The sequence below is a fragment of the Bacillus sp. UNC437CL72CviS29 genome, assembly GCF_000482345.1.
Taxonomy (GTDB): Bacteria; Bacillota; Bacilli; order Bacillales; family Bacillaceae_G; genus Bacillus_A; species Bacillus_A arachidis.
In genome coordinates this window covers 102,235-108,941 of sequence record NZ_AXVB01000014.1, presented here as the reverse complement: position 1 = coordinate 108,941, position 6,707 = coordinate 102,235, and the positions used below count along the sequence as shown (strand labels likewise).

At 34.9% G+C, this 6,707-nt stretch carries 5 protein-coding genes, 1 pseudogene and 1 other annotated feature; all 6 genes and pseudogenes read left to right on the top strand.

The genetic code is table 11. The features are described from left to right. Window positions 1-61 precede the first annotated feature (61 nt). Window positions 62-295, top strand: a binding site (T-box leader). A 154-nt stretch (window positions 296-449) separates the two neighbouring features. The 6 genes and pseudogenes from M014_RS0113890 (at window position 450) to M014_RS0113860 (ending at window position 6,701) form a co-directional block, all read left to right on the top strand. Beyond that, window positions 450-1,745, top strand: coding sequence for a homoserine dehydrogenase (locus M014_RS0113890; protein WP_026592294.1), 1,296 nt, complete (start codon window positions 450-452; stop codon window positions 1,743-1,745). Beyond that, on the top strand, window positions 1,738-2,796 hold the full coding sequence (gene thrC / locus M014_RS0113885) for a threonine synthase (RefSeq protein ID WP_026592293.1): 1,059 nt from the start codon (window positions 1,738-1,740) through the stop codon (window positions 2,794-2,796). The genes M014_RS0113890 and thrC overlap by 8 nt, the downstream gene beginning before the upstream one ends. After that, on the top strand, window positions 2,793-3,695 hold the full coding sequence (gene thrB / locus M014_RS0113880) for a homoserine kinase (RefSeq protein WP_026592292.1): 903 nt from the start codon (window positions 2,793-2,795) through the stop codon (window positions 3,693-3,695). Before thrC ends, thrB begins: the two co-directional genes overlap by 4 nt. Before the next feature lie 269 nt (window positions 3,696-3,964). Next, window positions 3,965-4,340 (top strand): annotated as a pseudogene (locus M014_RS28335) (glycoside hydrolase); the annotation flags it as partial. Between the two features lie 278 nt (window positions 4,341-4,618). Continuing rightward, entirely contained in the window at window positions 4,619-5,617 is a 999-nt protein-coding gene (locus tag M014_RS0113865; RefSeq protein WP_026592289.1) for an LCP family protein, read from the top strand. A 262-nt stretch (window positions 5,618-5,879) separates the two neighbouring features. Continuing rightward, window positions 5,880-6,701 (top strand): peptidoglycan-N-acetylglucosamine deacetylase, encoded by an 822-nt coding sequence (locus tag M014_RS0113860; RefSeq protein ID WP_026592288.1) that lies wholly within the window; start codon window positions 5,880-5,882, stop codon window positions 6,699-6,701. Window positions 6,702-6,707: the final 6 nt, after the last annotated feature.

Below are 6,707 nucleotides of genomic sequence, written 5' to 3'. Positions count from 1 at the left end.
TAAAAACTTTTCTTGCTTTTTCGTAATATGTACGTATAATGAATTAACAAATAGAACCGAACGAAAAGTAATGATAAGGACACGAGATTATTTTTACGGTTTGCAGAGAGGGAGGCCATAGGCTGCGAGCTTCCTAACACGGAAAATAATCTTACCACCTTTGAACTCTGGTAGTGAACGAGAAATCTAGTAATTATTGGCGGTCTCAGCCGTTATCTGAACTTGAGCAATTCAAAATGAATGTATATTTGGATTGGAACAAGGGTGGAACCACGAAAACACACTCGTCCCTTTTTAGGGATGAGTGTGTTTTTTTATAAAATTTAATGCTGAATTGAAAGGAGGTGCAGTTGAATGAAAAAATTGATCCGAACGAGAATCACCATTGACTGCGTAAATGGGGAGAAGTTAATCATCAAGTATTTTGAAAAATAGGAGGAGATTTAAAAATGAGAAATGTAGTACACGTTGGAGTGTTAGGACTTGGAACTGTAGGGAGCGGTGTCGTTCATATTTTGGAAGATCACAAGGAGAAAATCAGTCTTGATACAGGGTATGAAGTAAAGGTAAAAGCGGTGGCAGTACGTGATGTGGAAAAAGAACGTGATGTTTCAATGGATGGAATTAAGATAACAAGTGATGCAAATGAAATTTTAGAAGACCCTAACATTGACATCGTAGTAGAGGTAATGGGGGGAATTCAAGAAGCAAAACAGTCTATTGAAAGGGCGTTACGTAATAAAAAACATGTTGTAACTGCAAATAAAGATTTAATGGCCGTATACGGCAATGAATTATTAAAATTAGCAAATGAAAATGGCTGTCAGTTATATTATGAAGCAAGTGTAGCTGGAGGAATTCCAATTTTAAGAGGATTAGTAGACGGCTTAGCTTCTGATCATATTGAAAAGATTATGGGAATTGTAAATGGCACAACAAATTATATATTAACAAAAATGAGTCAAAATGGTTGGTCATATGAGCAGGCATTGCAAGAAGCACAAAAATTAGGCTTTGCAGAATCAGACCCGTCAGCAGATGTAGATGGACTAGATGCTGCGCGAAAGGTGGCTATTCTTGCAAACTTAGGATTTTCAGTGAATGTTTCTTTAGATGATGTACATGTTCGAGGTATTCGAAATGTAGAGAAAGAAGATTTAGAAATGGCTAGGAAACTAGGTTTTACTATGAAACTGGTTGGGAAAGCAGAGAAGCAAGGTTCAGCTATTAACTTAAGTGTAGCGCCTACTTTATTACCGAGCCATCATCCACTATCTAATGTGAATAACGAATTTAACGCTGTATATGTACACGGTCATGCGGTTGGGGAAGTTATGTTTTATGGGCCAGGAGCTGGAAAATTACCAACAGGATCTGCTGTAGTGAGTGATATTATTTCAATCGTTAAAAATATGAATCAAGTAATGAAAAGTCAAGATGTGTTAAAAGAGTCAGTGCCTTATAAATTAAAACAGGATGAAGAAATTGTTTCGAAATACTTTTTACGTATTTTATTACGAGATGAACCAGGAATGTTTCAGAAAATCACAGAATGTTTCGTCAATGAATTGATTAGTTTAGAAGAGATTATGCAACTTCCATTTAATCAAGAGCTTGCGGAAATTGTAATTGTGACGCATCAAACTTCAAAATATCAGTTTGAAAAAGTTTTAGCATTAATAGATGGTGTAGCGAATGAAATAAAAAGTTATTACGCTATTGAGGAGGAGAAACAATATGTATAAAGGATTATTAAAGCAATATGCTTCTTATTTACCGGTGAATGATCATACACCAGATGTAAGCTTGATGGAAGGAAATACACCACTCATTCCACTACTGAATATTTCTAAAGAATTAGGGATTCATTTATATGGAAAATATGAAGGTGCTAATCCAACAGGATCTTTTAAAGACAGGGGAATGGTGATGGCGGTTGCGAAAGCAAAAGAAGAAGGATCACAGGCAATTATTTGTGCTTCAACAGGTAATACATCAGCATCGGCAGCAGCATATGCTGCTCGCCTTGGGATGAAGTGTATTATTGTTATACCTGAAGGGAAAATTGCTCAGGGAAAGTTAGCACAAGCAATCGCATACGGAGCGGAGATTATTTCAATAGAAGGAAACTTTGATGATGCGCTTCAAGCTGTACGCCAAATCGCAGCAGAAGAACCGATTACATTAGTAAACTCGGTGAATCCATATCGAATTGAAGGTCAAAAAACAGCTGCGTTTGAAATTTGTGATCAGTTGCAAAAAGCGCCAGATGTTCTTGCTATTCCAGTTGGAAATGCAGGGAATATTACAGCATATTGGAAAGGTTTCTGTGAGTATGAAAAAGAAAAGGGATTTAAAAAACCAAGAATTCATGGTTTTGAAGCAGAAGGAGCAGCTGCAATTGTTAAAGGGCATGTCATTGATTCACCAGAAACAGTTGCAACTGCGATTCGCATTGGGAATCCAGCAAGTTGGTCCTATGCTGTAGAAGCGGCGGAACAATCAAATGGTGAAATTGATATGGTATCAGATGAAGAAATTTTAAATGCGTATCAGTTGTTAGCGAAAACAGAGGGAGTTTTTGCAGAGCCAGGGTCAAATGCTTCCTTAGCAGGTGTAATCAAACATGTTCAAGCTGGAAAAATCCATAAGGGAGAGACAGTTGTCGCTGTATTAACAGGAAATGGTTTGAAAGATCCTGATATTGCAATTTCCTCTAACCACTTAGAGATTGCAAGTGTTTCAAACGATATGGAAAAAATTAAAGAACATATTAAAGGAGTGATTGTTTCGTGATTCCATTTAAAATTTGTGTTCCAGCTAGTACAGCAAATTTGGGACCTGGTTTTGATTCTGTAGGAATGGCATTATCACTGTATTTAGAAATGACTGTTAGGGAAAGGTCCACACATTGGCATGTTCTTCATTCCTTTGATTCGTCTATTCCAAATGATGAAAGAAATTTAATCATAAGTACAGCACGCAAGGTATGCCCGTCTTTAGATCCCCATATAATAGAAGTTACTAGTAATATCCCGCTTACAAGAGGATTAGGGAGCAGTGCCTCAGCGATTGTAGCAGGAATAGAACTTGCTAATCAACTTGGAGAATTACATTTAACAACGGATGAAAAAGTACACCTTGCTACAAGCTTTGAGGGGCATCCTGATAATGTAGCAGCTTCTATTTTAGGTGGCACAGTCATCGGGGCAATGGATGGAAATTATGTATCTGTTGTAAGGATAGAGAGTAAAGAACTGGGAGTCATCTCACTTATTCCAAATGAGGAATTAGATACAAATAAAAGTCGATCTGTATTACCCAAAACATTGCCATTTCATGATGCTGTGCGTGCAAGTGCAATAAGTAACGTGTTAGTAGGAGCATTATGTCAAAAAAAGTGGAATGTTGTTGGTGAAATGATGGAAAGAGATCGATTTCATGAACCATATCGTTCGCAGCTTGTTCCACTCTTGTCTTCGATTCGTGAGTATGCAAAAAAGTTTGGAGCATACGGAACAGCACTTAGTGGCGCAGGACCTTCTGTTTTTATTTTAACTCCATATGAAAAACGTCGGGAAATTGCTGAACAGTTAGGGAAAGTATTTCCGGTATTTAAGGTTTGTGAACTGGATATTGATCATGAGGGAGTAGTTGTCAAAAGTGAAGCGGATATTTGTATAGAAAAATTGTAACATGTATCAGAAAGTCTAGAATTTCTTGGGGCTTATATTGTGTATGGCGCAAATTGCTTGTGATTATAGATATCATATTAATAGATAAAAAATGACTACAGCACGTGTACAAAAGTGCTGTAGTCATTTTTAGGTTAAGGATTTGTTGAGTATGTAGTAGTAAAAATAAATTATACGGTTTTCAACTGTACGTGACTGATAATGATGCGATGAATATTGCGAAATTGTATCAGAACAATATTGTAGAGAAGGGTGAATTTAAAACATTACAAGAGAAAGCAAAACAAGTGCCAGTCAAAGAAGAATATAAGCAAGTATATTTAAATTCTGTGTATTCAATCCCTTTATATAAATTCGTGTACAACGATTCTGTAATTACAACACATCATCGGGAATGGGGGAGTATGAAGGTAAAAGATGAGGTCGGAGTATTACTGCCCGTTAATGCGGGATAAAATTACGCATCATTTGAAAACATGGGAATCATTTCATAAGAAAGCAGTGACAGAAGAGATGACGAATTTTGCATATCTTTCAAAAGATAAACTTGTGCAAACAGAAGATACAAAAGTACCAGCAAAATCAGCTGTTATTTTTGAAGAAGGAAAGAAAATGATTTACAAACCAAAAATGACCGAAAAGTAAAAATATTATTTAGAAAGATTCTGTTAGTTATGAAATGAAAGTACTAACTGGCGGTCTTTTGTACGAGTATTGAAAAACGAAATTGTAAATTTTTTGAAAATGTTATTTGGCGTCTTGTTAAAATAAAATCCGAGAGTATAATGTGAAATGAAATACATATTGATTTTACTTCTTTAAAATGAAACCTTACAAAAATGTAAGGTGAATGAAATGAAATTCAATATGAAGATTAATAAACATGAAGTATACTAGGATAAGAGAAAGAGAGGAGAATAGACATGAGTTCTGAATTAGAACAAAATACAAGAAGTAAAAAGAAACGTTCTAAAAGAAAATCTGTGAAATGGTTCATTTTGATTCCATTTTTACTACTCATTTTTGGTGGAGTAGGATATGGTTCGTTTTTATATAATAAAGCAAAAGCGGTTGTCAGTGATGCATATGCACAAATTGAAAAATCGACTAAGCGCGATAAAGAGGTTGAGCCATTAAAAGATAACATTTCTGTTTTAATCATGGGTGTTGATGGAAGTGATATTCGAAAAGGACAATACGGAGAAGCTGTTCGTACGGATGCACTACTATTGGCAACAATTAATAAAGATGATAAATCAGTAAAATTAGTAAGTATTCCACGTGATTCCCGCGTATATATTCCATCAAAAAAGAAAATGGATAAAATTACGCATGCACATGTATTTGGTGGAGTTGAAAGTACAAGGGATACAGTAGAGAAATTTTTAAATGTTCCAGTTGACTATTATGTGAAATTTAACTTTGATTCCTTCGTAAAAATTGTAGATTCACTTGGCGGTATTGATGTGGATGTTCCAGTTGCATTTACAGAACAAGATAGTAAAGATCAAGCAGGTATGATTCACTTAGAAAAAGGTTATCAACATTTAAATGGAGAGCAGGCTCTAGCATTGGCGAGAACACGTAAAATTGATAGTGATGCAATGCGTGGTCAAAGACAACAACTCGTTATCGAAGCGATTGCGAAAAAAGCAATGTCTGTCCAATCAATTAGTAAATTAGGTTCCCTTTTGGATGCTATTGATAGCAATATGAAAACGAACTTAACATTTGATGATATGCTGTCTATTGCAAGAAATATGACAGGAAATGATTTGCAAATGGAGAAAATGCAAATAGAAGGTACTGATAAACGTATGGGTGGTATTTATTACTACATTCCAAACGAAAAAAATGTGCAAGACATCTCTAAAAAATTGAATGAACATCTGGGTGTTACGCCAAAAGCAGTACAAAAATAAAAAAGGTTGGCACCTAGCCAATCTTTTTTATTTAAAATATATATATAATGGGAAAAATACCATTGGAGTTATTTTAAAATGTTTACATATATAATAAAATGTATATATAGTTATTTAATGATTAAAGAGTATAATAATTAGGGTAATACTTCCTTTATATAATTTGATAATGTTCATTTTTGAAGGTTAAAAAGAAATTGAATATATATTAATATGAATGGAAGAATTATATAAATTAATAGAAAGAAAGGGATTTCATAGAATGGGAAATGTATTTAATGTAAAAAGCATTATAGTTACAATAGTGGCTATTATTGCGATCGCAGTTGGGTATTTTGTGTTTCAATCAATCACTTCACCGGCTAGGGCAGTGGCAAATCAAGTAAATTCAGTACAACTTGCAAGTGAGCAGTCAAAAGTGGAAATGAATAAAACGGCACCAGCTCAATTTAATGGTCAAGTAAGAAAAGTTGCGTATCTTACATTCGATGATGGACCAGGAAAATATACAGCTGAACTACTAAATATATTAAAACAAAATGATGCGAAAGCAACATTCTTCTTGATTGGTGCAAATGTAAAACAGTTTTCAGATTTAGTAAAGCGTGAGAAAGTAGAAGGTCATTATGTGGGTATGCATAGTATGACACACAATTTCAAGAGGCTATATACAAGTGGCGAGTATGTGAATGAAATGAAAGAAGATCAAGGTTTAATAGCTAATATTATTGGAGAATCTCCAAAATTAACACGTCCTCCATATGGTTCTATGCCTGGTTTAAATGAAGCGCTCCGTAACAAAGTAGTAGAAGGTGATCTTAAAGTTTGGGATTGGACGATTGACTCTTTAGATTGGAGATATAACAAAATGCCAGTCGATGTTGGTTCGGCCAAAATTGCTGAAAATGTAATTGCAAGTGCAAAGAATCCCAAAGAAGTTATTTTATTGCATGATATTCATCCACAATCTGTTGCAGCAGTACCAGCGATTATAAAAGGGTTAAAAGAAAAAGGATATGAATTTGAAGCATATAATGAAGCTGATCACTTCTCATTGAACTTTTGGCATGACAAACGTATGTAACATAGG

Bases quoted from the DNA above. Each gene is read 5' to 3' on its own strand.
- thrC (WP_026592293.1), top strand. From the start codon at position 1,738: ATGTATAAAGGATTATTAAAGCAATATGCTTCTTATTTACCGGTGAAT.
- M014_RS0113890 (WP_026592294.1), top strand. From the start codon at position 450: ATGAGAAATGTAGTACACGTTGGAGTGTTAGGACTTGGAACTGTAGGG.
- M014_RS0113860 (WP_026592288.1), top strand. From the start codon at position 5,880: ATGGGAAATGTATTTAATGTAAAAAGCATTATAGTTACAATAGTGGCT.
- M014_RS0113865 (WP_026592289.1), top strand. From the start codon at position 4,619: ATGAGTTCTGAATTAGAACAAAATACAAGAAGTAAAAAGAAACGTTCT.